Here is a 26,909-nt window from a genome sequence, read left to right on the forward strand (position 1 = left end):
CTAGAACGCCGTCCGCCGCTCCAGCGCCGCCGCAAGCGTTCCCTCATCGAGATAATCGAGTTCGCCGCCGACCGGCACGCCATGGGCGAGCCGCGTCACCTTCACGCCTGCCGGCGACAGCACGTCGGCGATGTAATGCGCCGTCGTTTGTCCGTCGACGGTGGCGTTGACCGCAAGCACGACTTCGCGCGTCGCTCCTGCGCGCACGCGCGCCACGAGGCTTGCGATGGCGAGATCGTCGGGGCCGACGCCGTCGAGCGGCGACAGCACGCCGCCAAGCACGTGATAGCGCGCATTGAGCAGCCCGGCGCGCTCCAGCGCCCACAGGTCGGCGACCGTTTCGACGACGACAATGATCGATGCGTCACGGCGCGCGTCGCGACAGATCGTGCATGGATCGCTTGTATCGATGTTGCCGCAGGCCGAACACACGACGATGCGCTCCTGCGCCACGCGCATCGCTTCGGCGAGCGGCGCCAGCAGTTCTTCGCGCTTGCGGATGAGATGCAGCACCGCGCGCCGCGCCGATCGCGGACCGAGCCCCGGCAATTTGGCCAGGAGCTGCACGAGCTTTTCGATTTCGGGGCCGGCGACCTTTTCAGCCATAGCCGGATCAATCGCCTCATGAGGTTGGCGTCATGCCCGCGCCTGTCGCGGGCGTCCACGTCGGAACGCTACTTATCGATGGACGCGTTCGGCGCCGTCATCCTTTCGATGGCCGCCTCAAGGCCGGCCAGGATGCGGGACGCGCGTCGATGCGCAGATCAAAACGGCAGCTTGAGGCCTGGCGGCAGCGGCAGTCCGCCGGTCAGCGCCTTCATTTTCTCGCTCATGGCGTCTTCGGCTTTGGCCCGCGCCTGCATATGCGCGGTGAGGATCAGGTCTTGGAGAATTTCCTTCTCCTCGGGCTTCAGCAGGCTCGGATCAATCGAGATGCTTTTCATCGACCCCTTTGCGGTCAGCACGACTTTCACCATGCCGCCGCCCGCCTCGCCCTCGACGACCGTCTGTTCGAGCTCCAATTGCGCTTCGGCCATCTTGGCCTGCATCTGCTGCGCCTGCTTCATCAGGCCCATGAAGTCCATCATTTAAGCTTCTCCATCGTCTTCTTCGATTGGCGAGGCGTCATCATAAAGCGTTTCGGCGGACGGTCCGCCGTCGTCCCTGCCGCGCACCGCCACAATCTGTGCGCCAGGGAATCGCGCGAGCACGCTCGCGACGAGTGGATCGGCTTCCAGCGAGGAACGGCGTTCGCGCTCCAATGCTTCGCGCCGCTCCCTGAGCGTCGGCGCGCCGCCCGAGGCGACGATGGACACCATCCAACGTTCGCCGGTCCAAACCTGCAGTTTCTGCATCAGCGACGAAGCGACGTCGCGCGCGCCGCCGGGCGCAAGTTCGAATTCGATCCGCCCGGGTTCGAACCGCACCAGCCGCACTTCGGATTCCAGCGCGATCTTGAGCCGCATGTCCCGCTTCTGCGCAGCAAGCGCCACAAGCGCGTCGAAGCTTTCGATGACCGTTCCGGGAGCCGGCGCCGGCGCCGGCTGAGGAATCGGGGAACGCTGCGCCGCAACGAGTTGCGGGGCGCCGCGCGCCGGCGCTGCGCCAGTTGTGGCCGGCCCGGCGCTTCGCCCCGACGGCGGCTGAGAGTCCGTCCCCGAGGCGCTCTCGCCGAACCCCAAGCGCCGCAGCGCCTCCGCCGGCGTCGGCATGTCGGCGGCGTAAGCGAGCCGCACCAGCACCATATCCGCCGCCGCGAGCGGCCGCTGCGAGCCGCGCAATTCCTCAACGCCTTTCATGAGGATTTGCCAGGCGCGGGTGAGCGCCGGGACGGACAGGCGCGCGGCGGCGTCTTCGCCGCGGCGTTTCTCCTCGGGCGTCAGCGCCGCCGACTGGCTCGTTTCCGGCGCAAGCTTCAATCGCGTCGCGAGATGGGTGAATTCTGCGAGTTCGAGCAGAACCTGCGCCGGATCGGCGCCGCCATTATATTGATCTTCGAGAATGCCGATGGCCTTGGCGACGTCGCCCGACATCGCCGCTTCAAACAGGTCGATGACGCGCGCCTTGTCGGCGACGCCGAGCATCAGCCGCAGATCCTCGGCGGCGATTGCGCCGCCCGCCGAATGCGCCGCGCCATAGGCGATCGCCTGATCGAGCAAGGACAGCGCGTCGCGCGCCGAGCCTTCCGCCGCGCGGGCGATCATGGCCAGCGCTTCCGGCGCGATGGCGACTCCCTCCGCTTTGCAGACGTTCAGCAGATGGTCGGCGAGCAGACCGGCGTCGATGCGGCGCAGATCGAAACGCTGGCAGCGCGAGCGCACCGTCACCGGCACCTTGTCAATTTCGGTCGTCGCGAAGATGAACTTCACATGCTCGGGCGGCTCTTCGAGAGTCTTCAAGAGACCGTTGAAGGCGGCCTTCGAGAGCATATGCACTTCGTCGATGATATAGACCTTGGTGCGCGCCATCACCGGCCGATAGCGGGCGTTGTCGATGATCTCGCGGATGTCGTCGATGCCCGTATGCGAGGCCGCGTCCATCTCGAGCACGTCGACGTGGCGCGAGTCGATGATCGCCTGGCAGTGAACGCCGAGCGCCTCCATATGGATCGTCGGCTGATCGATCGCCGGCCGGCCGTCTCGCGCCGGAAGTTCGTAATTGAACGCGCGCGCGAGAATGCGCGCCGTCGTCGTCTTGCCCACGCCGCGCACGCCGGTCAGCAGATAGGCCTGATGAATTCGGTTGAGGTCGAAGGCGTTTTCGAGCGTGCGCACCATCGGCTCCTGGCCGATAAGGTCCGCAAAGGTCGTCGGCCGATATTTGCGCGCCAGAACGCGATAGGCCGACGGAGACGCCTGTTCGGCGCCGAAAAGCGACGGTCCGGCGTCAGGCGCCGGCGATGGCCTCGGCGGATCGTGCTCGTGGTCCATCTGCATCCGTCCGACGACAGACGAGCGACGAACAGCGCAATTGCTGCGCCCGCCATTCGCTGCTCGCCGAAAAAGGTGGGAGGCTGAACGAAGACCCGCCCAAGCTCGTTAGGGCTGCTTCCTTCCGGACCTGACCCGGTTGGCGAGTGAAGCGTCCACCGCCAACCTCCCGGCCTCTATGTGGCAGACGGGGGCGAGGGATGCAAGGCTCACCTTGGCGCGCCGCCCCGACGGTTCGCGCCGATCGTCCCGGCGTTCACCCTTCCGAGGCGGCGGGGATGCGCCGAAGCGGCGCACTTGCTAAAGAGAGCGCGATTTTCGAGAGGATCTGCGCTTGAACGCCGTCACCGCCACGTCAGCAGAACGCGAGGCCGCCAGCCTCGCCGCCGTTCTTGCGCATTTCGAGCGCGAGGGATTCGCCCGCTGCGAACCGCGCCTCCTGCAGCCGGCGCATGTCTTTCTCGATCGCTCCGGAGAGGATTTCCGCGGCCGGCTCTACCTGACGAGCGACGGCTCCGGCGCCGAATTCTGCCTGCGGCCGGAATATACGATTCCCGTCTGCCTCGACTATCTCGCCTCCGCGCAGGCTGGCGATCCGGCCGCATACGCCTATGGCGGCTCGATCTTCCGCGCCCCCGAACATGGCGCGACGGGCGAGGGAGAGTTTCTTCAGGCCGGACTCGAGAGCTTTGGCCGGCAGGATCGCGAAGCCGCGGACGCAGAAATTCTCGCCGCGGCGCTCGACGCTGCGGCGGCGGCCGGCGCGGCGGCGCTCAACGTTCACATCGGCGACGCGGGGCTTGTCGCCGCTTTCCTGGAAAAGCTCGAGCTTCCGTCGGTCTGGCGCCGGCGTCTCGCGGCCGGCCACGCGCGCGGCCAAAAGATCGCCGAGATTTTTGCGGCGCCTGGGCGCAACGGCGGTTCGGAACAGTCAGGCGTTCTTGCGGCGCTGACAAAAGTCGAACCGGCGGACGCGCGCCGGCTGGTCGAGGATTTGCTGTCCATCGCCGGCATCACCGCGGTCGGCGGCCGCAGCGCGGCGGAAATCGCTGAGCGCTTTCTCGATCAGGCGACGCTCTCCGACGGCGCCGGCGTTTCGAAAGAGACGCGCGCGCTGGCGGAGGCTTTTTTCGCCATCGACGGCGCGCCCGAATCCGCGTCGGCCGCCATGCGCCGGCTCGCCGGCGACGCGCAGCTTGATCTCGCCGGCGCGCTGGACGCCTTCGACGCGCGGAGTCGCGCCATCGCCGCGCGCGGCCTTGCTCTGAACGAGATGCGCTTTTCCGCAAGCTTCGCGCGGCATCTCGATTATTACACCGGCTTCGTGTTCGAAGCCCGCCACGGCGGCCAGGACGAACCGGTGATCGGGGGCGGACGCTACGACCGACTGCTGAAAGCGCTCGGCGCGGCGTCGGACATCCCGGCCGTCGGCGCCGCCATTTGGATCGATCGACTTTCGCCCAGCGCCAGAGAGGCATGATGTCGCCCGTGCAGAAACTGATCGTCGCGTCGCCCTCGAAGGGCCGGCTGCAGGAAAACGCCGCCGCGTTTTTCGCGCGCGCCGGCCTGGAGCTGACGCAGGGACGCGGCGCGCGTGACTATCGCGGGGCCGTCGCCGGCGTGGACGGCGCCGAAGTCGCCTATCTGTCCGCTTCGGAGATCACGCGTCGGCTCGCTTTGGGCGAGGCGCATCTCGGCGTGACCGGCGAAGATCTGGTGCGCGAGGAGATCGCCGACGCGGAGAAGACCGTCGAGCTTCTCGCGCCGCTCGGCTTTGGCGCCGCCAATGTCGTCGTCGCCGTGCCGCAGGCCTGGATCGACGTGCGCAATATGAGCGATCTCGCCGACATCGCCGACGGATTTCGTGCGCGGCACGGGCGCGGACTGCGCGTCGCGACGAAATACGTCAACACGACGCGGCGCTTCTTCGCCGCTCATGGCCTATCCGACTATCGTATTGTCGAAAGCTCCGGCGCCACGGAAGGCGCGCCCGCCGCAGGCTCCGCCGATCTCATCGTCGACATTACGACGACCGGCGCGACGCTGGCGGCCAATGCGCTGAAGATTATCGAGGACGGCGTCATCCTACGATCGCAGGCGAATCTCGTCGCCTCGCTCACCGCGCCTTGGACCGAAAACGCACGTGAAGCGGCGCGCGTGATTCTTTCGCGCATCGCCGCAGAAGAGGAAGCGCGCATGACGCGCGACGTGCGCGCCCGTCTGCCTGCGCTGAACGAGGCGATCCTGCGGGAGGCGGAGACCAGTTTCGGCGCCGGATTGCGCGACAAGGCGGAAGACTCGTTGACATTCTCCTGCCCCGCGAAAAAGGTGGCGGCGCTTGCGGACTGGCTGATCGCCCAAGGCGCCAAGAGCGTCACCAGCGCCCGGCTCGACTATGTCTTCCAGGCCGAGAACGCCTTGTGGAGCAAGCTGGCCGCGCGGCTTGGTTAGCGCCACAAGCGATCAGTTCACGTGGCGCGTCATTCCCGGCAGGTCGAAGACCTGACCGGGAATCCAGAGCAGCTAACCGAATCGATTTTTCTGGATTCCCGATCACGCGCGTCGCGCGTGTCGGGAATGACAAAACGGCAAATCGATTCACGCGTTCATCAATGCGCCGACATGCGCGGCGACGCTGCGCGCAAGATCTTCCGGCCGATAGCCGCCTTCGAGCAGCGAGACGATGCGGCCCCGGCAACGTCGCGCGGCGATTTCCATCACGCGCAGCGTGACGTCCCGGAAGTCGTCGACGACGAAACGCAATCCGCCGAGCGGATCATGCAGATGAGCGTCGAAGCCGGCGCAAAGAACGATGAGATCCGGCGAGAAAGCGTCGACGCGCGGCAGAATCCGCGAGGCGAGCGCCTCGCGAAATTGCGCGCCGCCGTCGCCCTTGGCGAGCGGCGCATTGACGATATTGTCGTGCGCGCCGGTTTCGCTGACGGCGCCAGTGCCGGGATAGAGCGGCATCTGATGCGTCGACGCGTACAGCGCGCTTGCGTCGCTCCAGAAGATCTCCTGCACGCCATTGCCGTGATGCACGTCGAAATCGACGATGGCGACACGCGAGGCGCCATGCGCCGCGCGCGCATGCAACGCCGCTACTGCGGCGTTGTTGAAGAAGCAAAATCCCATCGGCGCAGCACGCGTCGCATGATGTCCCGGCGGCCGCATGGCGACGAAGGCGTTCTTGACGTCGCCGCGCATGACCGCGTCGACGGCCGCGATGGCGCCGCCGGCCGCGCGCAACGCCGCATCATGCGTGGCGTTGTTCATGGCGACGTCGGCGCTCAACTGCGCATATCCATCTGACGGCGCTGACTTCGCGAGACGCGATAGATGCTCGGGGCTATGCGCGCGCAGCAGCGCCTCAGGTTCCGCGAGAGGCGCCTCCGTGCGCAAGAGGCCCGCGAAACGGGCGTCGTCGAGCGCGCGCAGAATGGCGCGAAGACGCTCCGGCCGTTCGACATGCGCCGGCCCCATGTCGTGCGCCAGCGCCGCGGGGTGCGTGACAAGCAACGTCGTCGCCGGCCCGGCCCGCGCGCCAAAACAGCCCAGGCTTGCGCCCGCGCCGGCGATCGCCGCACGGCGCGTCAAGGCTGCGATGTGACGATCTCCGACGTTCCCCATACCGGACCTTTGCTCCCGGACAGCATAGGATCAGTCCCTGAGTCTGTCAGTCGGATTTGGATTCGACAGCAAGAAACGGATTGCGGCGACCGGCGGGGACGTTGGATGATGCCTCAATGCAGGCGAAAAACATCACGCAGGCGGGTCTGCACGATCTCGACGCGGCGCGCTGGGCGGCGGTTGCGGCGCGCGATGCGCGCCATGACGGCGATTTCTATTATTGCGTCGAAACCACCGGCGTTTATTGCCGTCCATCCTGTCCGTCACGACCGGCGAAGCGGTCCAATGTGCGCTTCTGCGCGACGGCGGCCGAAGCCGAGGCTCAAGGCTTTCGACCGTGCCGTCGCTGTCGGCCGAATGCGCCGCCGCGACAGGAACAGGATGCGGAACGAATCGCCCGCGCCTGCCGGATGATCGAAACCGCCGACGTTCCGCCGACGCTTGCGCAACTGGCGCGCGCCGCCGGGCTGAGCCGCTATCACTTCCACCGATTGTTTGCGCGCATCGCCGGCGTCACGCCCAAGGCCTATGCGCAGGCGTATCGACGCGCGCGCCTGCGCGATGAACTCACATCGAGCCGCACAACGACCGAGGCGATCCATGGATCGGGCTATAATTCGGCCGCGCGCTTCTACGCGACGGCGAAGGAAACATTAGGCATGGCGCCGAGCGCCTTTCGCGCGGGCGGTGCGCGCGAGACGATCCGCTTCGCCATCGGCCAATCGTCGCTTGGCGCGGTGCTCGTCGCCGCGACCGCAAAAGGCGTTTGCGCCATTTCGCTCGGCGACGACGCCGAAGAGCTGCTGCGCGACCTCCAAGATCGATTTCCGCGCGCGACGCTCATCGGCGGCGATGAGACGTTCAAACGTTATGTCGCCGCGGCGGTGGGGATGGTGGAGCGGCCGCAAGCGCAATTCGATCTGCCGCTCGACATGCGCGGAACGGCCTTCCAGCAGCGCGTCTGGGCGGCGCTGCGCGAAATTCCAGCGGGAGAGACGGCAAACTACGCCGAGATCGCGCGACGCATCGGCGCGCCGAAGGCGACGCGCGCGGTGGCGCGCGCGTGCGCGGCCAATCCGGTTTCGCTCGCGGTTCCCTGCCATCGCGTGGTGCGCAGCGATGGCGGCCTCTCGGGCTATTACTGGGGCGTCGCGCGCAAGCGAGAGCTGCTCGATCGCGAACGCGAACCATGAACGAGGCGCGCTAGGCGCGCTAGGCGCGCTGAAGCGCGGCATATTCCTCGTTGATCGCGTCGTGCAACTCCCTCCAGAGAGGATTGACGCGCACGTCCGGCCCCCAGTTGTAGAGCGCCTTGGCGACTTCCGCGATCGTCTCATTGATGGGTTCGCTTTCTCCCTCCTCCAGTTCGAAAGAAAAGAGCGTCGGCGGCGCGTCGCCCTTCCAGGCGTCCCAATGGTCGTTCGAATAGTTGGAGACGCCGCGCTGCGCCGCGAGCAGTTGGGGTGCATATCTGGCGAATCGTCGGCGCAAAGGGCCATCCGCCGGCTCGGCGCAGTAAGCGCCGCGCACCGCGAAATAGCGCACATGCTGCAGTTCATGTGCGAGGCAGCAGCCGAGACGCGCGTCGCTCATGCGTGGGTCGTAATAGATTTCGATGCGGCCGTCGGGGAACGACTGACCCTCGGACGTGAAGCTCTGACCGAGATAGTCGAAGGTCTTCGTCTGCGGGCCGAGCGTCACTTTGCCGACGTCATAGCCGAAGTCCCGCGTCAGCGCTGCGAGCATGTCGCGCTTCTTCAAGAAGCCGGGAGAGCTTTCGATCTCGCGCGCTGACCGCTCGGACGCCGGCGCGGCCTGCGCGACGGACGGCGTCGCGCGGATCCAGCGATGCATGGAAAACAGCGCGCCGGGCCCCCGCCTCTCACGTCTCGCTTTCGAACGGCTCTTCATGCGTAATGACCCACTCGAACTCCGGATGCGCCGCGGCGACATGTTCCCACCAGCGCCGCCCGTCCGGCAAGCGCGGAGAGAGGTCATTGACCCTGAGCCGGCGGAAAACATCCGGCCGCGCCTTCGCGCCCTCGATGGCCGCTTCGACCATCGCCCGCCCCAGGCCGCGCCGCAGCGAATTGATCTGCTCGAAAACCAGCGAGGGCGGCTCATATCCGCCGGCCAGCAGGAGCGCGATGCCGGACGCCTCGGTTCCGTCCGGCGTGGTGATGAGCTTTGGCGAGGTCGAGGCCTTTATTTCGCAGAAGCTGCGCCCGTATCGTCGCGATTCGACATAGAGGCCAAGCGCCGCGAGATTGGCGGCGATCCGGTCCGCGATCGCGCCGATCGCCGGATCGGCCTGTTGCGCCGCCGGCTGCCGCCAGAACCGCCAAGCTTCCCAGACCGCCTTCACGCAGATCTCCCTCGATCCCAACGTCGGCGCGAAAGCCTTTCCTGCGGAGAAGCCCCCGCGCCGTGCCCTTTTTCGCCGTTCCATGCGATAAAGGAACATGGCGACACCGATTCGCAACGCTTTCGACCCAGGCTTCGGCGTCTATGTCCACTGGCCGTTCTGCCTGTCGAAATGCCCTTATTGCGACTTCAACAGCCACGTTCGGCGCGGCGACGTCGACGAGGACCGCTTCGTCGAGGCCTTCAGCGTCGAACTCGCGCACCGCGCCGCGCTGACCCCTGGACGCGAAGTCCGCTCGATCTTCTTCGGCGGCGGCACGCCGTCGCTGATGTCGCCGTCGACGGCCGAAGCAATTCTCACCCAGATTTCGAGCCATTGGCCGCTCGCCAAGAACTGCGAAATCACGCTCGAGGCCAATCCCACGAGCGTCGAAGCCTCGCGGTTCAAGGGGTTCAAGGCCGCGGGCGTTAACCGCGTCTCGCTCGGCGTGCAGGCGCTGAACGACATCGACCTCCGGGCGCTTGGACGGCAGCATTCCGTCGCCGAAGCCCTGATGGCGCTCGACGTCGCCAACTCCGTCTTCGAGCGCACCTCTTTCGACCTGATCTACGGGCGCTCGGGCCAGACGCCCGCCGCCTGGCGAAAGGAGCTGGAGCTCGCGCTCGCCCGCGCGCCTGAGCATGTCTCGCTCTATCAGCTGACCATCGAGCCGGAAACGATGTTCGAGCGCATGGTCAACGCCGGCAAGATGGCCCTGCCCGGCGCGGACGTTCAGCGCGCGCTGTGGGACGTCACGCAGGAGGTCACCGCCCGCGCCGGGCTGCCGGCGTATGAGGTCTCCAATCATGCGCGGCCCGGGTCCGAATGCCGGCACAATCTGGTGTATTGGCGCTATGGCGAATATGTCGGGGTCGGCCCGGGCGCCCATGGGCGGGTCGTCACGCCGCGCGGACGGCGCGCTCAGGCCGCAGAGCGGCATCCCGAGATGTGGCTCACCTGCGTCGAGACGGAAGGCCATGGCGTCATCGAAGATGAATTGCTGTCGTCCGAGCAGGAAGGCGACGAATTCCTGCTGATGGGGCTGCGGCTGCGCGAAGGCGTCGATCCACAGCGCTATTTCCTGCTGACCGGAAAGCGCCTGTCGCAATCGCGCATCAGCGAACTCATCGGCGACGGGCTCGTCGAATTCACCCGCGAGAACAGGCTGCGCGTGAGCTCCGAGGGTTTCCCGGTGCTGGACGCGGTCGTCGCCGATCTCGCGGCCTGACGGCTTCCGCCTCACGACCCGCTGTGCGTCGCAAGCAGCGACCGGCGCCGCGATGACGGCGCCGGTCGAGAGTTTATGCGCCTAACGCAGGCGCCCTTAGCGTCGATATAGCCGCTCCAATGCGTCGGCGCCGAGAAGTTCGTGAAGACGGCGCAGGATCAGCAGCACGACGCCAAATACCGCGAGCGACATCCAGCCGAAAAAGACGAAGCCCCAGTGCAGCGGACCCGCAAAGCCTTCGTCCATCGCCCAGAATGTATGACCCCATTCATTGAATCCCACATTCGGGATGGTCATGAAGACGCCGACGACGAGAACCACGAAAGCGAGAGAATAGCCCTTGGCGAAAGTCGGCAGGCGCGTCTTCGCATAGAAGAACGCGCCCAGCCCGATGATCGCAAACAGCGGATACGACATATAGAATGTGATAATATTGCTTGGCGTGAAATCTGTGTCTCGGACGGCGGTCATGTGCCACACGGCCGTCTGCTCCGAAAAGAAGCTCAACCCCCAAAACAGGGCGAGCGAGAAAACCACCAGCCACTGAACCAGAAAAATGAGCCGGCGTGTTTCGGCTGACGCAGCCAGGCTCGCCAAGTCCCGATCGCGCGTGCGCCACAGAAAGCCGACAATCCCGATCGCGCCCAGGAACGACGCTAGAATCGCAAATTGCAGCAGGCTCATCCAATAGAGCTGAAACTCGGTCGAGAAGGAATCGAGGCCCGCGCTCCAGGCGAAAAGATGTTCGTAGAGGCGCAACATGGCCACGAAGAGAGTCAACGCGAAAACGCCAATGAGAACGGGCCTCGTATCCATGATTCGTTGGGCGCTCCGGGCTGTGGAACGCGCGTCTGCTTTTGTCATGCTCATGATTGTCTCCAAATGTCTCGTGATTGTGCGAGGGGGCTGTCGCGCCCTCCTCAAGGGTCGATGCGCACGCCGAATTCGGGGCTGCAGCGGCGACATCGGCCGACTGATCGGGAGATCGTCTGAAATTTCCGCTTGCGAACGCGCTTCTCGTCCGCGCCGGCATCGCAATGGCGCGGGTCGGAAGGTCGTGCGCGAAAAAAGCCTCAGCCCTGCCGAGGGGGAGCCCGCGGCGATTGCGGCGCGCCTTTCGGTTCGATCCGCGGCGCGTGAACGGACGACTCCAGCGGCGCAGAAACGGCCGCCGTTGGAAAATTCAGCGCAACTGAAGCAATGGCTCTTAAAGGAGGCGCGTCCAATGCGCCGTCATGAAGGATGCAGCAGAACCCTTGGCAGTGGCGGTTGGGAGGCGACAGCGGCGGCGCGCCGCTCTTCGCTCCGTCTTGCGGCGCGCAAACGGCGCCGACGCCGTCTCCGAGCGCAACAGCATGCGCCGTCGAGATCGTCGTCTGCACGAGCAGAAGGCACGCGATCATCGCCGCGAAGATGCGCGCGCGCAAATCTATCCGCTGGAAGACTGGAGTCACCGCCGCCTCTCGGTTCCAAAGCCAACGTTAGGTTTCGATCGCTCACGCGGTCAAGCGCGCGATCCGACCTCCGCCATGCGACGAAACGACGCTTTGAGATTGATGCAAAACAAGACCGCGCGCGACGAGTCTGTTTTCACGTTCGATTGTGTGACTCGCTCTTTCGACTCGACCATGATTTAGACGAGCCGTTTGCAAACAAAGTTAAGGCTTCATGGGAAGCGCGACGTTCAAGCTCGATGTCGTCGCGTTCCAGCCCGATGCGCCGGATTCTCTCGCCGAGACGGGCGTGCTGTCATAAATTCACTCTGTGGCGTCGATCACGCGCCAAGTCGCGCGTTGTGCAGCGATTGAGTTGAAAGCCGATGCCGGAGGCGGGTCCAGCCTATGAGAGCGGCGCTCCTACGCGCCCTCCCGAAGATGCGCATGCGGCCGTGCTTGAGATCGTGCGCGAACTCGTCATCGAGCTGCATCCGGATCTCGTTGACTCTCGACTCGTGCAGCTCGACAGCGATCTAGATCGCGATCTCGCGCTCGACAGCCTGTCGCGCGCCGAACTGCTGCTGCGGCTCAATCGCAAGTTCAAGCTGCAGCTTCCCGAACGCCTCATCGGCGAGGTCAGCCGTCCGCGCGATCTCGTCGATGCGGTTCTCGCCGCCGGCGCGGCGGCCGCGCCCGCTGCGGCCCATCCCTTGTCGCCGCTCGCCGACCTGGAGGCTGTGGACGAACCGGTCGCGGCGAAGACGCTCATCGACGCGCTCACGCAGCATGCGGAACGTCATGGCGATCGCGACCATGTTCTGCTTTGGCGCGCGGAAGGCGCGCCGGAGCCTCTGACCTATCGCGACCTCTATCATGCCGCGCGCGCGGCGGCGGGCGGCCTCATCGCACGCGGCGTCGGCGCCGGGGATCGCGTCGCGATCATGCTGCCGACGAGCCGCGATTTCTTCGTCGCCTTTTTCGCAGTTCTGTTTTGCGGCGCTATCCCTGTGCCGATCTATCCGCCGTTTCGCCTCTCGCAGATCGAGGATCATCTGCGCCGTCAGGCCGGCATTTTGTCGAACGCTGAAGCCAGCGCGCTCATCACCAACGCCGAGATCAGAGTGGTTGGCGGACTGCTCTACGGTCTCGTCAGCGCGCTCCAACACATCGTCACGATTCCGGAGCTGAGCGCGGCGGCGCCACTGCCTGCGCCCCTGCCCGCATCGCCGGACGCGACGGCGCTCATTCAATACACCTCCGGCAGCACAGGCGACCCCAAGGGCGTCGTGCTGTCCCATGCAAATCTTCTCGCCAATATTCGCGCCATCGGCGCAGCGTTGAAGGCGTCGTCGGCGGACAGAGTCGTAAGCTGGCTGCCGCTTTATCACGACATGGGCCTGATCGGCTGCTGGCTCGGCAGTCTCTACTATGGCGCGCCGGCTCTGATCATGTCGCCGCTGTCGTTTCTCGCCGATCCGGCGCGCTGGTTTTGGGCGATCGACGCGCATAAGGCGACGATCTCGGCGGCGCCGAATTTCGCGTACGAGCTTTGCCTGAAGGCGATCGACGACGCGAAGATCAGCGGCCTCGATCTGTCGTCGTTGCGGGCGATCATGAATGGCGCCGAGCCCGTCAGCCCGACGTCCGTTGCGCGTTTTGCTCAGCGATTTGCGCCCTACGGTTTTCGATCCGAGGCGATGACCCCTGTTTATGGTCTCGCGGAAAACGCGGTTGGGCTTGCCTTCCCGCCGCTCGGCAGAGGACCGCTCATCGAGCGCGTCGACCGCAGAACGCTGGATCGCGACGGCGTCGCGCGGGTCGCCGCGGCGGGAGCCGAGCGCGCCGTCTCGTTTGTCGCCTGCGGACGGCCTCTGCCGCATCACGAAATCCGCGTCGTCGACGACGCCAGTCGCGAATTGCCGGAGCGACACGAGGGACGCGTCCAGTTTCGCGGACCGTCCGCGACGCGAGGATATTTCCGAAATCCCGAAAAGACTGCGAAGCTGTTCGACGGCGATTGGCTCGAGACCGGAGACCGCGGCTATATCGCGGGCGGCGACGTCTTCATCACCGGCCGCATCAAGGATCTGATCAAGCGCGCCGGACGCAACATCTATCCGCACGAGTTGGAGGAAGCCGTCGGGGCGCTCGAAGGGACAAGGAAAGGCTGCGTCGCTGTCTTTCCCGCCATCGACGCGCGGGCCGGAACGGAACGGCTCATCGTCCTCGCCGAAACGCGCCTCACCGACGACGCGCGCCGAGAGTCTCTGCGCAAGATGATCGTGGAGGCGTCGCAGTCCCTGCTCGATTTCGCGCCTGACGAAGTCGTTCTCGTTCCGCCGCACACAATCCCGAAGACGTCGAGCGGCAAGATCCGACGCTCAGCCGCGCGCGCCATGTTCGAGACGGGTCAGTTGAAAACGACGGGCGGGAGCCCCCAGTGGCAACTCATGCGCATCACGCTGTCCGGCGTCGCGCCGCGGCTACATCGCCTCGCATCGAATTTCGAGACCTCGGCGTATAACGCCTACGCATGGGGCGTGCTGGTCTTAATTGGCGCCTTCATCTGGCCGTGTGTGTTGGCGACGCCCAAGCAGATCTGGCGTCACCGACTTGTCGGCGCCGCCGCGCGATTGTTTTTTCGCCTGATCGGGTGCCCGCTCACTGTCACCGGCGACGCGCCGCTCCCGCAGGAAGACGCGATCCTCATCGCCAATCATTCGAGCTATCTGGACAGCGCCGTGATGGTCGCCGTCTGTCCCGGCGAGCTTTCCTTCATCGCCAAGGAAGCGCTTGCGCATCAGCGCGTCGCGGGCCCCTTCTTGCGCAGACTCGGCGCAATCTTCGTGCGACGGATCGATCCGGCGGGCGGCGTCGCCGACGCCCGCGCCGCGTTGACGTCGGCGCGCACAGGCGCGCGTCTCGTTTGGTTCCCGGAAGGGACCTTTTCGCGCATGCCTGGCCTCCTGCCCTTTCACATCGGCGCGTTCTCGACCGCCGCGCAATTGGGGCTTCCGGTCGTGCCGATCTGCATACGCGGCACGCGTTCGATTCTGCGCAGCGATTCATGGCTGTTCAGACGAGGCCCCATCGTCGTGCATATCGGCGCCCCAATCGCGCCCAAAGGCGACGATTTCCAGGCGGCGGTCGCGTTGCGCGACGCCGCGCGTCAACAAATATTGATACGCTGCGGCGAACCCGACCTCGGTCACGAACGCGTAACGGTTGCGGGGTGATTGACGCGCCGCGCGACGCGTCACCCCACCTGCCCGCGATGGCGCAGGAAGTGATCGGCGAGCACGCAGGCCATCATCGCTTCGCCGACAGGAACGGCGCGAATGCCGACGCAGGGATCGTGACGCCCCTTTGTGACGATGTCGGTCTCCTTGCCGAAGCGGTCGATCGTGCGGCGCGGCGTGAGAATTGAGGACGTCGGCTTCACAGCGAAGCGCACGACGATGGGCTGCCCGCTCGAAATGCCGCCGAGCACGCCGCCGGCGTTGTTGGACAGAAACTGCGGTCCGCGCTCTCCGGCGCGCATCTCGTCGGCGTTCTCTTCGCCGGTGAGTTCGGCGGCGGCGAAACCGGCGCCGATCTCGACGCCCTTCACCGCATTGATCGACATCATCGCCGCGGCGAGATCCGCGTCGAGCTTGCCGTAAATCGGCGCGCCCCAGCCGGCGGGGACGCCTTCGGCGACAAGCTCGATCACCGCGCCCACGGACGAGCCGTCCTTGCGCATGTCGTCGAGATAGTCCGCCCATAATTCCGCAGCGCGCGCGTCGGGGCAAAACAGCGGATTGCGCTCGACCTCCGCCCAATCGAACCGCGCGCGGTCGATCTTGTGCGCGCCGACCTGCACCAGCGCGCCGCGGATCGTCACGCCGGCGATCACTTTGCGCGCGACGCCGCCGGCGGCGACCCGCGCCGCCGTCTCCCGCGCCGATGAGCGTCCGCCGCCGCGATAGTCGCGCACGCCATATTTCGCGTCGTAGACATAATCGGCGTGTCCCGGGCGATATTTGTCGGCGATCTCGCCATAATCCTTGGAGCGCTGGTCGGTATTTTCGATGACCAGGGCGATCGGCGCGCCGGTCGTCACCTGTCGGCCGTCATGGTCGGCGAAGACGCCCGAAAGAATCCTGACCTCGTCCGCCTCCCGACGCTGCGTGGTGAAGCGCGACTGTCCCGGCTTGCGCTTGTCGAGATACCCCTGAAGATCCGTCGCTTCGAGCGGAATTTTCGGCGGACATCCGTCAACGATCGCGCCGAGCGCCGGTCCATGGCTCTCGCCGAAGGTCGTGACCCGGAAAAGATGGCCGAAACTGTTGTGGGACATGCCGTCTTCTAGGCCCCGCGCCGGCGCCGGTCAAACGGCGCGGGTTCCGTCGCCGGCGTCATGACGCGGCGCGCGCACATCGTTAAGATGGGCGCATGACCCTCACGCATAAGCCCGTCGGCCCCGGCAGCCATATCTTCCTCGTCGACGGCTCCTCCTTCGTCTTTCGCGCCTATTTCCAGTCGATCCGGCAGGATGCGAAATACAATTACCGCACGGACCGGCTGCCGACCGGCGCGGTGCGGCTGTTCTGCACGAAGCTGCTGCAGTTCGTGCGCGAGGGCGCGGCCGGCGTGACGCCCACCCATCTCGCCATCATCTTCGACAAGAGCGAGCATTCCTTCCGCAAGGACCTCTATCCCGACTACAAGGCGCATCGCTCCGAGCCGCCGGACGATCTTGTTCCACAGTTCCCGCTGATGCGCGCCGCCGTGCGCGCATTTGGCCTCACGCCGATCGAGCAGGACGTCTACGAGGCCGACGATCTTATCGCCACCTATGCGACGCAGGCGCAGGCCAAGGGCGCCGACGTGCTGATCGTCTCGGCCGACAAGGATCTGATGCAGCTCGTCGCGCCCGGCGTCAGAATGTACGACCCCGCCTCTGGAACGGCCGGAACGAAAGGCGCGCGCGACGAGCGCCTCATCGGCGAAGCCGAGGTCGTCGACTATTTCGGCGTCACGCCGGACAAGGTCGTCGACGTGCAGGCGCTCGCGGGCGATTCGACGGACAATGTTCCGGGCGCGAAAGGCATCGGCGTCAAAACCGCCGCCCAGCTCATCAATGAATATGGCGATCTCGACACGCTGCTCGCCAAGGCGTCCGGCATCAAGCAGCCGAAGCGGCGGGAGGCGCTGACCGAGCCGGATGCGGTCGCGCGCATTCTGATTTCAAAGAAGCTCTGCGAACTCGTGCGCGACGCGCCGCTTGAAACGCCGCTCGAAGACCTCGGCCTGCATCAGCCGGACGCCGCCAAGCTCATCGCCTTTCTGCAGGCGATGGAGTTCACGACGATCACCCGCCGAGTCGCGGAGCTGTACGGCGTCGATGCGCATGAGATCGCGCCGGATCCGAATTTTGTCGACGCCGCCGGCTGGCGCACGCGCAACGGCGAACCGTCGGAGGCCGCCGTCCGCGCTTCCGAAGCGCCGAAACCCGCCGAAAGGCGAGCGAAAGCCGACCTCACGCCCGCGAGCCTCGTCGCCACGCGTCTCGCCGAAGCCAAGGCGACGAAAGTCGATCGCGCCGCGTATGAAACGGTCAGCTCCATCGAGCGACTCGAGCAATGGATCATGGACGCCGCCGGCGCGGGACACGTCGCGATCAATATCGAAACGAGCCTGCCAGATCCGATGCGCTGCGAGCTGATCGGCGTCTCTTTGGCGACAGCGCCCGGGCGCGCCTGTTACGTTCCGCTGCAGCATTGCACGGGCGAGTCGGCCGACCTGTTCGCCGGCGCCAGTCTGGTTGAAGGGCAGATCCCGTTTGAGGCCGCTCTGGCGCGATTGAAGCCGCTCTTCGAGGATCCCTCGATCCTCAAGATCGCGCACAACATGAAGCATGATCTGCTGGTTCTTTCGCGCTACGGGATCGACGTCGCGCCGATCGACGACGCGATGCTCATCTCCTACGCGCTCGACTCGGGGCGCAGCGATCACGGTCTCGAAGAGCTGGCGCGCAAATATTGCGGCCACGAGGCTCTGACCTTCGCCTCCGTCGCCGGGTCGGGCCGCAATTTCATCGGCTTTGCCCGCGCTGCGCTGACGGCGGCGACGGAATATGCGGCGGAACAGGCGGATGTCGCCTTACGCCTTTGGCGGGCGACGAAGCCGCGGCTCGCCGCCGAGCGCATGACCGCCGTCTATGAGACGCTGGAGCGGCCGATGGTCGAAACGCTCGCGCGGATGGAGCGCAGAGGCGTCACCGTCGATCGCGCGATCCTGTCGCGCCTGTCCGGCGAATTCGCGCAGGACATGGGACGTTTCGAAGCCGAGATCTTCGATCTTGCCGGCGAGAGCTTCAATCTCGGTTCCCCCAAGCAATTGGGCGATATTCTGTTCGGCAAGATGGGTCTGCCGGGCGCAAAGAAGACGGCGACGGGCGCCTGGTCGACCTCCGCAAGCGTTCTCGAAGACCTCGCCAGCGACGGCAATGATTTGGCGCGGCGCATTCTCGATTGGCGCCAACTCTCCAAGCTCAAAAGCACCTACGCCGACGCCCTGCCCGGATATATCAATCCGGAGACGGGCCGGGTGCACACGAACTATGCGCTCGCCGCGACGACCACAGGCCGGCTTTCTTCGTCCGAACCCAATCTGCAGAACATTCCCGTTCGCAACGAGGCCGGGCGCAAGATCCGCAAGGCTTTCGTCGCAAGGCCCGGCCATGCGCTGATCTCTGCGGATTATTCGCAGATCGAATTGCGGCTGCTCGCCCACATCGCCGACATTCCTCAGCTGCGCCGCGCCTTCGCCGAAAATCTCGATATTCACGCGATGACGGCGAGCGAAATGTTCAATGTGCCGATCAAGGACATGCCGGCCGAAACGCGCCGCCGCGCCAAGGCGATCAACTTCGGCATCATTTACGGCATTTCCGCTTTCGGACTCGCCAATCAGCTGAGCATTCCGCGCGAAGAGGCGAGCGCCTACATCAAACGCTATTTCGAGCGTTTTCCCGGCATTCGCGACTATATGGATTCGACGCGCAAGACCGTGCGCGAGAAGGGCGAGGTCTCGACAATTTTCGGCCGGGTCTATCACTTCCCCGGCATCGCCTCGGCCAATCCGTCAGACCGCGCCTTCTATGAGCGCGCCGCAATCAATGCGCCGATTCAGGGCGCGGCGGCGGACATCATCAGGCGCGCCATGATACGGATGGACGATGCGCTCGCGCGCGCCGGCCTCTCTGCGCAGATGCTTCTGCAGGTGCACGACGAGCTTGTGTTCGAAGCGCCGGCCGGCGAAGCCGAGGCGACGATCGAAGTCGCGCGCAAGGTGATGGAGGAAGCGCCCGCGCCTTCCGTCCAACTCGCCGTGCCGCTCAAAGTCGACGCGCGCGCCGCCGCCAATTGGGACGAAGCCCACTAACGGCGGCGCGCGCCATATGAACAGAAAGATTGAGCCGCGGCTCACTCGGCGCCCGGAACTTTTACGTTCACATTCACGTCTTTTGCGCCGCCCAGAAAACTGCCGCCGCCAAAATACTGAACGCCGACGAAAAGAATGCCTACGACGAGCAGAACGCCGACGAGGACGCCGAGCATGCCCGAAGAACCGCTATCATCCGCCATCTTTCTCTCCTTTACGTTTCCGAACCATCCAACAAACCGCCCTAGGCTTGGTTTGTTCCCGTCCAGTGAAGAAAGCGCGGCTGTAGAGCGAAATCTTAGCCTTTGAGCTGTGCGCCGACCAAGGCCGCGACGCGTATTTGTTCCGCTCCATATCTGCCATCAGCAGAGTCGCCGCGGACCGCGCGCGCAGTGTTGTCGAGGCGCGGCGCGACAACGCGACGTGGGCATGAACCTTCGAGCGGAACGGCGAACGGATAGGGTAAGGCCGGGGAGGCCAGCGCGCAAAAGCATTCAATATTCGAGCGCGTTCAGACGCATCCGGGGATCGAACGCGGCAAAGATGGATCGCTTACCCCTATTATCCGTCTTGCTCTTTGCGCGCTTCCAGCCCGTAGCTGTAGCGCGTCCAGAAGCGCTCGTGGATGTAGTAGAGCGCGAAGATCGCCAACATCTCCGCCCCGGTGATCTCAAGAGCAAGCGCAAAGTCTCTGACGAAGGCCCCAACGATGAGCAAAGTCGATAGGCTCGCAGGCGCCAGCCAGGAGAAGGCTTTCGCGAGACTGCGGCGTTGGGAGGGGCGGAGATGTTCGCGCTCAATCTCTACGCCTTCCATGGAGGCGTAGCTGAGTTCCGTCAGCGGCGGCGCGGCGCGCCCGTTCGAAGCGGCGACCGCTTTGACCATGCCGACCGCGACCGTCTCATTGCTGATACGGTCGATGAGAATGAACCCGCCGGTCTCGCGATTCTCCACATAAGGATCGCAGGCGATCACGGTCTCCAGCGACAGGCGCGCGTCGCCGATCTCATTGAAGGCGAGCGACGACCCTTCGGGAAGCGGCTGCGGCAGACCCGTTTCAATGTCGATGCGCGTATCGACAGTGGTCAGGGCAGCCGGCGTCGTCTTCGTCCCGAGCTTCAACAAATAGCTCTTGCCGACGACGAGCGGCTCGCGCACGAGCCATAACAGCTTCGCTTCGAGACGGTCCCCGGTTTTCGCCGGCGAAACCGGCGAGCACAGGAGATCGCCGCGGGAAATGTCGATTTCTTCAGTGAGCGTGAGCGTCGCCGACTGGCCCGACACGGCGCTGTCGAGGTCGCCGTCGAAGGTCGCGATCCGGGCGACCCTGGTGTCGCGCCCGGACGGCAGAACGCGGACGATATCGCCCGGCTGAATATTCCCGCCGCTGATGAAGCCGGAGAACCCGCGAAAATCGAGATTGGGGCGGTTCACCCATTGCACCGGCATGCGGAACGGCGCGATCCGCGTGGCGTCCTCGATCGCGACGCTTTCGAGATAGGAGAGCAGCGGCGGCCCGTCATGCCAGGGCATATTGGCGCCGGTATGGACGAGATTGTCGCCGTCCTTCGCGACGAGCGGCGCGACATAGATCGAGGCGAAGCGAAGATTGTCGGCGAAGGCGCGGAAATCCGCTTCGATCTTGCGGAACGTCGCTTCGCTGTAGCCGACAAGATCCATCTTGTTGACCGCGACGACGACGTGGCGGACGCCGAACATCGAGGTGATGACGCTGTGACGGCGCGTCTGCGGCAGAATCCCCTTGCGGGCGTCGACGAGCAGGATGGCGAGATCGGCGGTCGAGGCGCCGACCGCCATGTTGCGGGTGTATTGTTCATGGCCGGGCGTATCGGCGACGATGAATTTGCGCTTGTCGGTGGCGAAATAGCGATAGGCGACGTCGATGGTGATGCCCTGCTCGCGTTCCGCCGCGAGACCGTCGACGAGCAAGGCGAAATCCAGCGCCTCGCCCTGAGTGCCATGTTTCTTCGAATCGCTTTCCAGCGCCGCAATGATGTCGTCGGGCGCAAGATCGGCGTCGTACAGCAAACGCCCGATCAGCGTCGATTTTCCATCATCGACAGAGCCGCAGGTGATGAACCGCAAGAGCGGCTTTTCGCCGAACGGACGCGCAGGCGCACGCGACGGCGATGCGGCAGCGACGGCGCCATGCATGTTAGAAATATCCTTCCTGCTTCTTTTGCTCCATCGAGCTGGAGCCGTCGTGGTCAATGAGACGCCCCTGGCGCTCCGAGGAGCGGCTCTCGCGCATTTCGGTGATGATCTCATCGAGACTCGCTGCGTCGCTTTCGATTCCGCCCGTCAGCGGATAACAGCCGAGCGTGCGAAAGCGCACCATTTTGTGCTCGATGGTTTCGCCGGGCGCGAGCTCCATACGATTGTCGTCGACCATGATGAGCGTGCCGCCGCGGCGCACGACGGGCCGCTCCTTGGCGAAATACAGCGGAACGACCGGGATGTTTTCGCGCGCGATGTAGTCCCAGATATCGGCTTCGGTCCAATTCGACATCGGAAAAACGCGCAGGCTCTCGCCGGGCGCCTTTCGCGTATTGTAGAGCCGCCAGAATTCCGGCCGCTGATTCTTCGGATCCCAGCGGTGCTGCGCCGTGCGAAACGACAGCACGCGCTCCTTGGCGCGGGATTTCTCCTCGTCGCGGCGCGCGCCGCCGAATGCGGCGTCGAATTTATATTTGTCCAGCGCCTGCTTCAGCGCCTCGGTCTTCATGATCTCGGTGTGAAGCTTCGAGCCATGAACGAACGGGCTGATGTTCATCTCAATCCCTTTGGGATTGATATATTCGATGAATTCGACGCCGAGCTCGTTCACGCGGCGGTCGCGAAATTCGATCATCTCGCGAAACTTCCATGTCGTATTGACATGGAGCAGCGGGAACGGCGGCTTCGACGGATAAAAAGCCTTCATGGCGATATGCAGCATCGCCGCCGAATCCTTGCCGATGGAATAGAGCATCACCGGCCGTTCACATTCGGCGACCGTCTCCCGCATGATGTGGATGCTCTCGGCTTCGAGTCGATCGAGATGGCCGAGCGGACGTGTGGCGAGCGCAGTCATCAATTCGCCTCTTGCGGCGCGCCGCGGCGCAATACGCCGTCTTCGCCGACGTGCAGGCCGCATTCCTTCTTGTTGTCTTCTTCCCACCACCAGCGGCCGGCGCGCTCGCTCTCGCCGGGCAGCACCGCGCGCGTGCAGGGCGCGCAGCCGATCGACAGAAAGCCCTTGGCGTGGAGATCATTGATCGGCACAGAAAACTCCTCGACCGCGGCGGCGATCGCGTCGCGCGTGTAATCCGCAAGCGGATTGAGCTTGAGCAGCCTGTGCGTCTCGTCGAAAGCGATCAGCGGCGCATCGGCGCGCGCCTGCGACTGATCGGCCCGCAACCCCGTTACCCAGGCCGAGACGCCGGCGAGCAGCCGCGACAGCGGTTCGACCTTGCGCACATGGCAGCAGGCTTTGCGCGCCTCCACGGATTTGTAAAAGCCGTTGATCCCCTGCTCTTCGACCAGCGCCTCGAGCGCGTCCGCCTGCGGGTAGGCTGCGCGAATGTGGCGCGCATAGCGCGCTTCGGTGCGCTCCCACAGCTCATAGGTCTCGGGAAAGAGCCGTCCGGTGTCGATCGTCGCGACGTCGATATCGAGGCCCTGAGTGAAAATCGAATGTGCGATGAGCTGATCCTCGATCCCGAAACTCGTGGTGAACACGATCCGGCCGGGGATGAATTCGCGCACCAGCAGCAAACGATGATCGAGATCGAGCGGCGCCAGGCGCGGCGACAGCGTTTCGGCGATCGAAGCCTTCATGACTGCGCTGCCCTCCGGCGCGCTTCGAGAATCGAGCTGCGTCCCGCATAGCCGCGCTGATAGCTCGTCGAATAGGCGTTGAGCGCGGCGCGCCACTGCGCTTCGTCCTGACGTTCGGCGAGATCGTCCGGAATTTCGACCGTATCGAATCCGCAGCCGATCGCATGCGGATACTGGTCCGCGACGAGCCGCCCGCTGGCGCGCAGTTCGCCTTTGAATCCCCTCCGCCGCAACAGTCGCGCCAGAGAGAAGCCGCGTCCGTCCGCCAGCGCGGGGAATGAGATCGAGACGAATTCGAGCCGCGGCAGCGCCTCCATGAGCGTAGAAGGTTCGGTCGTGTTGGGGACAATCACGCCAAGCGTCGACATGGCGCCAAGAACCTCGAGCGCATGTTCGAGGCGCGGCAATGACACGATGACCTTGCCGGCCTTCGGCAGCGCTTCCTCATCGGCGAGACGGCGCCATGAGTCTTCGACAAAGCGGCCGTCAGATATCAGCGCCATCTTCGCCCTCCCGACGCAACACGTCTTTGAACCGCGCATGGCCGATGCGGCGCCATGTGTCGATGAACGCCTCGCCCTCCTCGCGCTCGGCGAGATAGAAGTCGACGAGATGTTCGATCACGTCCGGCACCTGATCCGCCGTGACGCCGGGCCCCAGAATTTCGCCGATCGACGCGGAAAGCGTCGGATCGCCGCCAAGCGTGATCTGATAGGATTCCTGGCCCTTCTTCTCCAGCCCGAGAATGCCGATGGCGCCGACATGGTGATGCCCGCAGGCGTTGATGCAGCCTGAGATCTTGACGCCGAGCTTGCCGATCCGCCGTTGCCGCGACATGTCGGAAAAACGCTTCGAAATCGCTTGCGCCACAGGAATCGAGCGCGCCGTGGCGAGCGAGCAATAGTCGAGACCGGGGCATGAAATGATGTCGGAGACGAGCCCGGCGTTCGCCGTCGCGAGTCCGGCGGCGTCGAGCATCCGCCAGAGCGCGAAGAGATCGTCCTGCTTCACATGCGGCAGGATGATGTTCTGCTCATGGCTGACGCGCAGTTCGCCAAAACCGAAGCGCTCGCTGGCGTCGGCCAGCAGGCGCATCTGATTGGAGGTGGCGTCGCCGGGAATGCCGCCGATCGGCTTCAACGAAACGGTGACGATGGCGTATCCCGGCGTCTTATGCGCGGCGACATTGACGTCGACGAAATTGGCGAACGCCGGCGTGTCCAGTTTCGCGGCGCGCAGCAGGTCGGACGTCTCCGGCAAGGTTTCATAAGGAGGCGGCGCGAAGAATGCGGCGATGCGCTCGAATTCCGCGGGGTCATGAGAGAAAACGGAACGGTCCATCGCCGCAAATTCGGCGTCGACGGCGTCGCGGATTTCGTCGAGTCCCTTCTCGTGAACAAGGATTTTTATGCGCGCCTTGTATTTGTTGTCGCGCCTGCCGAAGCGATTGTAGACGCGCATGATCGCTTCGAGATAGGCGAGCAGATCCCTGCGCGGCACGAACTCCGTGACCACCTTGCCGACGAAAGGCGAGCGGCCGAGCCCGCCGCCGACGACGACCTGATAGCCGATCTCGCCCTGATCCTTCGCGACGATGCGCAGGCCGATGTCGTGCACCATGATCGCGGCGCGGTCATGCGTGGCGCCCGTCACGGCGATCTTGAACTTGCGCGGCAGGAACGAGAATTCCGGATGCAGGCTCGACCATTGACGCAGAAACTCCGCCGTCGGCCGCGGATCTTCGATCTCGTCCGGCGCGACGCCGGCGAAATGGTCGGCCGTCACATTGCGGATGCAGTTGCCTGACGTCTGGATCGCGTGCATCTCGACTTCAGCCAGCGATTCGAGAATGTCTGGCGTATCGACGAGCTTCGGCCAATTGTACTGCAGGTTCTGACGCGTCGTGAAATGGCCGTAGCCCTTGTCCCATCTGTCCGCGATATCGGCGAGGCGACGCATCTGCCGCGCCGTCAGCGTTCCATAGGGAATGGCGACCCGCAGCATATAGGCGTGGAGTTGGAGATAGAGCCCGTTCATCAGCCGGAACGGGCGAAACTCCTCTTCCGTGAGCGCGCCGGAGAGACGCCGACGCACCTGTTCGCGAAACTCGGCGACGCGTTCGGCGACAAAAGCCGCGTCATATTGGTCGTAGCGATAGGTGGTCATCGGCGCGTTCGGCCGCTGCGTCACCCGCAGATCGATCGCGGTCATGGCGCGCCTCCGCTGGCCTGTTTGCCGAGGTCGAGGCGGACGCTTGGTCCCTTCACCCGCATCTTCTCCCGATAATGCAATGGCGTCGGCGCGCCGTCCCGCCCGATCTCGACGTCCGCGAGATACACGTCGACGACCCGGTTGTCCGAGACGTCGCGCTTGCCGGAGGCTTCGAGCGCCGCCGCTTCCTCGGCGTTCAGCGCGACGCGCGCGCGGCGACAGTCGCGCTCCCAGCCCGCGGCGCCGAGAAACACGACTTCGCCATCCGCCAGATCGGAGGCGAGGAGAATCTGCGGATGTTTGAAATGCGGCATCACGTTTCCTGCGCAAGCTTCAGTCGGAGGCCGTTCATTTCGTCGGACCAGATGATCTGGCAGGAGAGCCGCGAATGTTCGTAAATCATCGGCAGTTCATCGAGCTTTTCGATTTCCTCTTCGCGCGGCGGCGGCAGCCGGCGGGCCCATTCGGCATCGAGAATGACGTGGCATTCGGCGCATGCGAGCGCGCCGCCGCAGGTGTTGTCCATGCCGACGCCGTGGTCGCGCAGAATCTCCATGAGCCGCCATCCTTCGACGGCTTCGAGTTCATGGACCACGCCGTCGCGATCCTCGACGTGCAGAGTCGGCAGGCTTGGCTGCACATGTTCCGGCCGCTGCGCGACGATGTCCTCGATGTTGCTCATGTGCTGAAAAGCGCCGACCCGATCCGCCGCCGGCGCGCCGCCGGCCGTTCTGTATTTCGAACGCATAAACCTCTAAACCGCACGAATGTCAATTCACGATTCAATCGCGGAGCTTGAATTATTTCACATAAAATAAAATGTTAATTTGTCTCCGTCACATTTGGAGCGCCAGCCGAAATTCGCTGAATCAGGGCATGACAAGCGCCGAAATCCATGTTTGTTAGCCCCTTGCCATTCCTTAACAGCGGCGCCAGCGCGAGATCCGATAGGAGCACCCATGGTTAAGAAGCCGGTCAAAACCACCAGGGAAGCGCCAGCCAAACGGGAGGCGGAAAGTCGGACCAAGGCGGCCGAGGCTGCGGTCGCCGCCTCGGATGGCGGCGTCCGCCCCGCAGTGGTCGTGGTTGGCGCGGACAAGGGCGGCGTCGGCAAAACCACGATCGCCAGAGCCGTCCTCGACTTTCTCTCCCTCAACGACATTCACGCGCGGGCGTTTGACACCGAGACGCCGCGCGGGACGCTGTATCGCTTCCACCCCGATGAAACGATGATCGTCGATCTGACCGAGCCGGCCGATCAGATGAAGATCATCGACACGCTGAATACGTCGAAGGCCAAAGTCAGCGTCATCGACGTGCGCGCCGGCGGGCTGAGCCCGGCGCTTGAGGCGCTTGACGAGATCGGCTTTTTCGATGCTGTGAAAAACGGCGAATTTCGCTTCGTCCTGCTGCACGTGATCGGACCCTCCATCGCGTCGCTGGAGGAGATCGCCGAGATCGCGCCTTACGTGGCGGACGCCAACTATTTCATGGTGAAGAATCACGTCAACGACACGACCTTCTTCGAATGGGACCCGCAGACTCACGCCAAATATTTCGAGGACGTGGTCACGTCGGGCGAAATCACGATCCCCAAGCTCGGCGAACTCGCCTATGAGCAGGTCGAACTGTCGGGCGCGCCGTTTTCGACATTCATCGCCAATCAGGATTCGCAGGGCGAGCCGGCGGAACACTCCTTCGTGCTGCGCGGCTACGTCCGTACCTGGCTGGCGCGCGTCGCCGACGAGTTCGAAAGGGTGGGCCTTCTCGACCTTCTCGGCGAGAAGAGGCGATAAATTCGC

The 26,909-nt window shown here is 64.7% G+C and carries 24 protein-coding genes and 1 other RNA gene; 8 read left to right on the forward strand and 17 right to left on the reverse strand.

All coding sequences use genetic code 11. The features are described from left to right. The 4 genes from recR to ffs all read right to left on the reverse strand — a co-directional run bounded on the left by recR (position 1) and on the right by ffs (position 3,101). Positions 1-606, reverse strand: a complete 606-nt coding sequence (recR, locus tag AB7F41_RS05450) for a recombination mediator RecR (RefSeq protein WP_428381225.1) — start codon at positions 604-606, stop codon at positions 1-3. Positions 607-764: 158 nt separating this feature from the next. Further along, positions 765-1,088 carry a YbaB/EbfC family nucleoid-associated protein gene (locus AB7F41_RS05455; RefSeq protein ID WP_428381223.1) on the reverse strand — a complete coding sequence of 108 codons (324 nt, stop codon included), beginning with the start codon at positions 1,086-1,088 and terminating at the stop codon, positions 765-767. Next, complete coding sequence (locus AB7F41_RS05460; RefSeq protein WP_428381221.1) at positions 1,089-2,930, reverse strand: DNA polymerase III subunit gamma/tau; 1,842 nt, start codon at positions 2,928-2,930, stop codon at positions 1,089-1,091. 74 nt (positions 2,931-3,004) lie between these two features. After that, an RNA gene (gene ffs / locus AB7F41_RS05465) (signal recognition particle sRNA small type) lies at positions 3,005-3,101 on the reverse strand. Between the two features lie 157 nt (positions 3,102-3,258). On the opposite strand from ffs, the gene AB7F41_RS05470 reads away from it, so the two are divergent. Beyond that, on the forward strand, positions 3,259-4,410 hold the full coding sequence (locus tag AB7F41_RS05470; protein WP_428381340.1) for an ATP phosphoribosyltransferase regulatory subunit: 1,152 nt from the start codon (positions 3,259-3,261) through the stop codon (positions 4,408-4,410). After that, a complete protein-coding gene (hisG, locus tag AB7F41_RS05475) occupies positions 4,410-5,381 on the forward strand; it encodes an ATP phosphoribosyltransferase (protein ID WP_428381219.1) in 972 nt (323 codons plus the stop codon). Before AB7F41_RS05470 ends, hisG begins: the two co-directional genes overlap by 1 nt. 147 nt (positions 5,382-5,528) lie before the next feature. Here the strand turns inward: hisG and AB7F41_RS05480 are convergent, their stop codons facing one another. After that, positions 5,529-6,560 (reverse strand): histone deacetylase family protein, encoded by a 1,032-nt coding sequence (locus AB7F41_RS05480; RefSeq protein ID WP_428381217.1) that lies wholly within the window; start codon positions 6,558-6,560, stop codon positions 5,529-5,531. Positions 6,561-6,676: 116 nt separating this feature from the next. On the opposite strand from AB7F41_RS05480, the gene ada reads away from it, so the two are divergent. Then, on the forward strand, positions 6,677-7,753 hold the full coding sequence (ada, locus tag AB7F41_RS05485) for a bifunctional DNA-binding transcriptional regulator/O6-methylguanine-DNA methyltransferase Ada (RefSeq protein WP_428381215.1): 1,077 nt from the start codon (positions 6,677-6,679) through the stop codon (positions 7,751-7,753). Positions 7,754-7,772: 19 nt separating this feature from the next. Here ada and AB7F41_RS05490 read toward each other — a convergent pair whose 3' ends face one another. Beyond that, positions 7,773-8,414, reverse strand: coding sequence for a hypothetical protein (locus tag AB7F41_RS05490; RefSeq protein ID WP_428381213.1), 642 nt, complete (start codon positions 8,412-8,414; stop codon positions 7,773-7,775). 28 nt (positions 8,415-8,442) lie between these two features. After that, positions 8,443-8,925 (reverse strand): hypothetical protein, encoded by a 483-nt coding sequence (locus tag AB7F41_RS05495; protein ID WP_428381212.1) that lies wholly within the window; start codon positions 8,923-8,925, stop codon positions 8,443-8,445. A 97-nt stretch (positions 8,926-9,022) separates the two neighbouring features. Here AB7F41_RS05495 and hemW point away from each other — a divergent pair, with 97 nt between their 5' ends. Continuing rightward, the gene (gene hemW / locus AB7F41_RS05500; RefSeq protein ID WP_428381210.1) at positions 9,023-10,192 is read left to right on the forward strand and encodes a radical SAM family heme chaperone HemW; all 1,170 of its coding nucleotides are present in this window, start codon (positions 9,023-9,025) and stop codon (positions 10,190-10,192) included. A 96-nt stretch (positions 10,193-10,288) separates the two neighbouring features. Here hemW and AB7F41_RS05505 read toward each other — a convergent pair whose 3' ends face one another. After that, positions 10,289-11,062, reverse strand: coding sequence for a methane monooxygenase/ammonia monooxygenase subunit C (locus tag AB7F41_RS05505; RefSeq protein ID WP_428381208.1), 774 nt, complete (start codon positions 11,060-11,062; stop codon positions 10,289-10,291). 365 nt (positions 11,063-11,427) lie between these two features. On the opposite strand from AB7F41_RS05505, the gene AB7F41_RS05510 reads away from it, so the two are divergent. Continuing rightward, entirely contained in the window at positions 11,428-11,829 is a 402-nt protein-coding gene (locus tag AB7F41_RS05510; RefSeq protein WP_428381206.1) for a hypothetical protein, read from the forward strand. Between the two features lie 182 nt (positions 11,830-12,011). Beyond that, positions 12,012-14,864, forward strand: a complete 2,853-nt coding sequence (locus tag AB7F41_RS05515; RefSeq protein ID WP_428381204.1) for an AMP-binding protein — start codon at positions 12,012-12,014, stop codon at positions 14,862-14,864. A gap of 20 nt (positions 14,865-14,884) precedes the next feature. On the opposite strand, the gene aroC is transcribed toward AB7F41_RS05515, so the two are convergent. Beyond that, a complete protein-coding gene (gene aroC / locus AB7F41_RS05520) occupies positions 14,885-15,967 on the reverse strand; it encodes a chorismate synthase (RefSeq protein WP_428381202.1) in 1,083 nt (360 codons plus the stop codon). A gap of 95 nt (positions 15,968-16,062) precedes the next feature. Between aroC and polA the strand changes: the two genes are divergently transcribed. Beyond that, on the forward strand, positions 16,063-19,056 hold the full coding sequence (gene polA, locus AB7F41_RS05525; protein ID WP_428381200.1) for a DNA polymerase I: 2,994 nt from the start codon (positions 16,063-16,065) through the stop codon (positions 19,054-19,056). Positions 19,057-19,097: 41 nt separating this feature from the next. Here polA and AB7F41_RS05530 read toward each other — a convergent pair whose 3' ends face one another. The 8 genes from AB7F41_RS05530 to AB7F41_RS05565 form a co-directional block, all read right to left on the reverse strand. Continuing rightward, positions 19,098-19,259, reverse strand: a complete 162-nt coding sequence (locus AB7F41_RS05530; protein ID WP_428381198.1) for a hypothetical protein — start codon at positions 19,257-19,259, stop codon at positions 19,098-19,100. A gap of 358 nt (positions 19,260-19,617) precedes the next feature. Continuing rightward, positions 19,618-21,231, reverse strand: coding sequence for a sulfate adenylyltransferase subunit CysN (gene cysN / locus AB7F41_RS05535; RefSeq protein ID WP_428381196.1), 1,614 nt, complete (start codon positions 21,229-21,231; stop codon positions 19,618-19,620). Position 21,232: 1 nt separating this feature from the next. Beyond that, positions 21,233-22,150 carry a sulfate adenylyltransferase subunit CysD gene (gene cysD, locus AB7F41_RS05540; protein ID WP_428381195.1) on the reverse strand — a complete coding sequence of 306 codons (918 nt, stop codon included), beginning with the start codon at positions 22,148-22,150 and terminating at the stop codon, positions 21,233-21,235. Beyond that, positions 22,150-22,896: a phosphoadenylyl-sulfate reductase gene (locus AB7F41_RS05545; protein WP_428381193.1), complete on the reverse strand. Its 747-nt coding sequence runs from the start codon at positions 22,894-22,896 to the stop codon at positions 22,150-22,152. The genes cysD and AB7F41_RS05545 overlap by 1 nt, the downstream gene beginning before the upstream one ends. Continuing rightward, positions 22,893-23,399, reverse strand: a complete 507-nt coding sequence (locus AB7F41_RS05550) for a DUF934 domain-containing protein (protein ID WP_428381191.1) — start codon at positions 23,397-23,399, stop codon at positions 22,893-22,895. Before AB7F41_RS05550 ends, AB7F41_RS05545 begins: the two co-directional genes overlap by 4 nt. Continuing rightward, positions 23,383-25,107, reverse strand: coding sequence for a nitrite/sulfite reductase (locus AB7F41_RS05555; RefSeq protein WP_428381190.1), 1,725 nt, complete (start codon positions 25,105-25,107; stop codon positions 23,383-23,385). The genes AB7F41_RS05550 and AB7F41_RS05555 overlap by 17 nt, the downstream gene beginning before the upstream one ends. After that, positions 25,104-25,421 carry a DUF2849 domain-containing protein gene (locus AB7F41_RS05560; protein WP_428381188.1) on the reverse strand — a complete coding sequence of 106 codons (318 nt, stop codon included), beginning with the start codon at positions 25,419-25,421 and terminating at the stop codon, positions 25,104-25,106. Before AB7F41_RS05560 ends, AB7F41_RS05555 begins: the two co-directional genes overlap by 4 nt. Continuing rightward, positions 25,421-25,855: a 2Fe-2S iron-sulfur cluster-binding protein gene (locus AB7F41_RS05565; RefSeq protein ID WP_428381186.1), complete on the reverse strand. Its 435-nt coding sequence runs from the start codon at positions 25,853-25,855 to the stop codon at positions 25,421-25,423. Before AB7F41_RS05565 ends, AB7F41_RS05560 begins: the two co-directional genes overlap by 1 nt. A 211-nt stretch (positions 25,856-26,066) precedes the next feature. On the opposite strand from AB7F41_RS05565, the gene AB7F41_RS05570 reads away from it, so the two are divergent. Further along, complete coding sequence (locus tag AB7F41_RS05570) at positions 26,067-26,903, forward strand: hypothetical protein (protein WP_428381184.1); 837 nt, start codon at positions 26,067-26,069, stop codon at positions 26,901-26,903. Positions 26,904-26,909 lie beyond the last annotated feature (6 nt).

It is taken from the genome of Methylocystis sp. (assembly GCF_050251305.1).
Lineage (GTDB): Bacteria > Pseudomonadota > Alphaproteobacteria > Rhizobiales > Beijerinckiaceae > Methylocystis.

Excerpts from the sequence above, each read along its gene's own strand:
- recR (WP_428381225.1), bottom strand. The coding sequence starts at position 606 with ATGGCTGAAAAGGTCGCCGGCCCCGAAATCGAAAAGCTCGTGCAGCTC.
- AB7F41_RS05455 (WP_428381223.1), bottom strand. The coding sequence starts at position 1,088 with ATGATGGACTTCATGGGCCTGATGAAGCAGGCGCAGCAGATGCAGGCC.
- AB7F41_RS05460 (WP_428381221.1), bottom strand. The coding sequence starts at position 2,930 with ATGGACCACGAGCACGATCCGCCGAGGCCATCGCCGGCGCCTGACGCC.
- hisG (WP_428381219.1), top strand. The coding sequence starts at position 4,410 with ATGTCGCCCGTGCAGAAACTGATCGTCGCGTCGCCCTCGAAGGGCCGG.
- AB7F41_RS05480 (WP_428381217.1), bottom strand. The coding sequence starts at position 6,560 with ATGGGGAACGTCGGAGATCGTCACATCGCAGCCTTGACGCGCCGTGCG.
- ada (WP_428381215.1), top strand. The coding sequence starts at position 6,677 with ATGCAGGCGAAAAACATCACGCAGGCGGGTCTGCACGATCTCGACGCG.
- AB7F41_RS05490 (WP_428381213.1), bottom strand. The coding sequence starts at position 8,414 with ATGCATCGCTGGATCCGCGCGACGCCGTCCGTCGCGCAGGCCGCGCCG.
- hemW (WP_428381210.1), top strand. The coding sequence starts at position 9,023 with ATGGCGACACCGATTCGCAACGCTTTCGACCCAGGCTTCGGCGTCTAT.
- AB7F41_RS05505 (WP_428381208.1), bottom strand. The coding sequence starts at position 11,062 with ATGAGCATGACAAAAGCAGACGCGCGTTCCACAGCCCGGAGCGCCCAA.
- AB7F41_RS05510 (WP_428381206.1), top strand. The coding sequence starts at position 11,428 with ATGAAGGATGCAGCAGAACCCTTGGCAGTGGCGGTTGGGAGGCGACAG.
- AB7F41_RS05515 (WP_428381204.1), top strand. The coding sequence starts at position 12,012 with ATGCCGGAGGCGGGTCCAGCCTATGAGAGCGGCGCTCCTACGCGCCCT.
- aroC (WP_428381202.1), bottom strand. The coding sequence starts at position 15,967 with ATGTCCCACAACAGTTTCGGCCATCTTTTCCGGGTCACGACCTTCGGC.
- polA (WP_428381200.1), top strand. The coding sequence starts at position 16,063 with ATGACCCTCACGCATAAGCCCGTCGGCCCCGGCAGCCATATCTTCCTC.
- AB7F41_RS05530 (WP_428381198.1), bottom strand. The coding sequence starts at position 19,259 with ATGGCGGATGATAGCGGTTCTTCGGGCATGCTCGGCGTCCTCGTCGGC.
- cysN (WP_428381196.1), bottom strand. The coding sequence starts at position 21,231 with ATGCATGGCGCCGTCGCTGCCGCATCGCCGTCGCGTGCGCCTGCGCGT.
- cysD (WP_428381195.1), bottom strand. The coding sequence starts at position 22,150 with ATGACTGCGCTCGCCACACGTCCGCTCGGCCATCTCGATCGACTCGAA.
- AB7F41_RS05545 (WP_428381193.1), bottom strand. The coding sequence starts at position 22,896 with ATGAAGGCTTCGATCGCCGAAACGCTGTCGCCGCGCCTGGCGCCGCTC.
- AB7F41_RS05550 (WP_428381191.1), bottom strand. The coding sequence starts at position 23,399 with ATGGCGCTGATATCTGACGGCCGCTTTGTCGAAGACTCATGGCGCCGT.
- AB7F41_RS05555 (WP_428381190.1), bottom strand. The coding sequence starts at position 25,107 with ATGACCGCGATCGATCTGCGGGTGACGCAGCGGCCGAACGCGCCGATG.
- AB7F41_RS05560 (WP_428381188.1), bottom strand. The coding sequence starts at position 25,421 with ATGCCGCATTTCAAACATCCGCAGATTCTCCTCGCCTCCGATCTGGCG.
- AB7F41_RS05565 (WP_428381186.1), bottom strand. The coding sequence starts at position 25,855 with ATGCGTTCGAAATACAGAACGGCCGGCGGCGCGCCGGCGGCGGATCGG.
- AB7F41_RS05570 (WP_428381184.1), top strand. The coding sequence starts at position 26,067 with ATGGTTAAGAAGCCGGTCAAAACCACCAGGGAAGCGCCAGCCAAACGG.